This window comes from Limosilactobacillus urinaemulieris, assembly GCF_932750685.1.
In the GTDB taxonomy this organism is placed as follows: Bacteria; Bacillota; Bacilli; order Lactobacillales; family Lactobacillaceae; genus Limosilactobacillus; species Limosilactobacillus urinaemulieris.
In genome coordinates this window covers 1-1635 of record NZ_CAKOBX010000018.1, presented here as the reverse complement: position 1 = coordinate 1635, position 1635 = coordinate 1, and the positions used below count along the sequence as shown (strand labels likewise).

The window sequence follows — 1635 nt, the reverse complement described above, 5'->3', positions numbered from 1 at the left end:
TTTCTACGCTTAGTCAAGTGGGATTACCGACATTAACTGTTTTAGTGTTGGTAATCCCACTTTTCTTTAATTTAAATTTAGTAATTGAATGCGTGTAACGGTGATCTAGATCCACGACAAAAAAGCCCAATGTTAATGCTGATTTAAACAGTGGACTGAACTTGATCCTATATCCAATTCTGCTGGTTATCCTTTAGTAGCTAAGGAGTAATCATAGAATTGATTATTGATGACGAGATGATAAATTGTTCGAATTAGTCGGTGAATTGCTGCGATTGCGATCTTTTTAGTTCCGTACTGCCCAGCGTCCATTTTTCGTCGCTGATAGTAATCGTTAATATGGTTAGGGTGGTAATGAGCTGCTGAAGCGATGTTCTGAATTGCCTTAAAGAGGATCTTCCTGGCAACCGTGTTACCGCGTTTACTAATGTGATCATTTGCGACATAGTCACCAGATTCATAATGCCGTAGATCGATTCCGATGAAAGCATTTAGCGCATTACTATTACGAAAGCGCCGAATATCACCAAGCTCACCGATTAAAGAAACAACGGTCCGGGCACCTAATCCAGGAATGCTAAGGAGTTTATTATATTCAGGTAATTCCTTTGCGAGGACGGTCATCTGTTCAATGATCTTGCTCTTAAGCTTGGTTTCTTCCTGAATTTGGGTTACCAGGTGATTTACTTGCAGGTAGACAGGTGAATCATCATCAACTGCTGAATACGAAAGGCGAGCTGCTGAATAAAGACTATGCGCAATCTGTTCAGCACGGGCTTTGGAAATATTCTTATGGGTTCCTTTAAGGATACTATCGACGACTTCATCGAAAGTGTATTCTCCAGTAACCCGAGTTGCTTGAGAAAATCGACTAACTACCGACCAGTACAGTTCGTTATTAGTATTACTTAATACGTGTTCAATCTCAGGAAAGACAAGCTGGAGTGAGCGGTGGAGACGATTTTTGTGAGTTGCAACGTCTTTACAGACTTCTTGATAAAATCGGCTGAAATCCATTAACTTACGGTAAGTTGGGCTGATCTTGTAAGTAATTGCCCGGTTCATGATAAATTGCGTTTCGGCAAGGTGCCGGGCGTCATTACGATCAGTTTTATACGGTCGAAGGCCATCAAGCTGCTTCTTGGCAACTAGCGGGTTAAGACAAGTATAGTCCTGGTCAAGATCATCAAGAAAGCGCTGAAGTCGCCGTGAATAAACACCTGTTGCTTCAAACACAACTTCGGGATTGCTAAAAGATTGGAGTGCCTCTTCTAGTTTTTTGAAGCCATCACGATTTAGCGGAAGCTTCATTTCCCTAAACATCGCTTGATCAATAACAATTGCCACACTAAATGAATCCTTACTAACATCAATTCCAAATACGCAGCGCATTTTTTCATCTCCTCATGAAGTTCAATCGTTCCTCCCATTTCTAATTTTCTGTACACGACTTTAAAGCCAGCAGACTCAAAACAGATTATGGAAAGAAAATGAAGTTGCCACTTTTTATTCCGACATCGAGTGTCAAAGTACTTTTCGACATGTCAACTTCGATAACTACTTTCTAAAACAAAAAGTAGTGAAATTCTTAATCCGTCGATTAAAAATTTCACTACTAATCTTAGTCTGTTTTTA

1 protein-coding gene is annotated in these 1635 nt (G+C 40.0%); it reads right to left on the bottom strand.

Annotation, left to right across the window (positions count from 1 at the left end; genetic code table 11):
- Window positions 1–186: 186 nt before the first annotated feature.
- The gene (locus MR181_RS08720) at window positions 187–1392 is read right to left on the bottom strand and encodes an IS110 family RNA-guided transposase (RefSeq protein WP_242337151.1); all 1206 of its coding nucleotides are present in this window, start codon (window positions 1390–1392) and stop codon (window positions 187–189) included.
- Between the last annotated feature and the right edge of the window lie 243 nt (window positions 1393–1635).

Coding starts and splice junctions, on each gene's coding strand:
- MR181_RS08720 (WP_242337151.1), bottom strand. CDS start 1,392: ATGCGCTGCGTATTTGGAATTGATGTTAGTAAGGATTCATTTAGTGTG.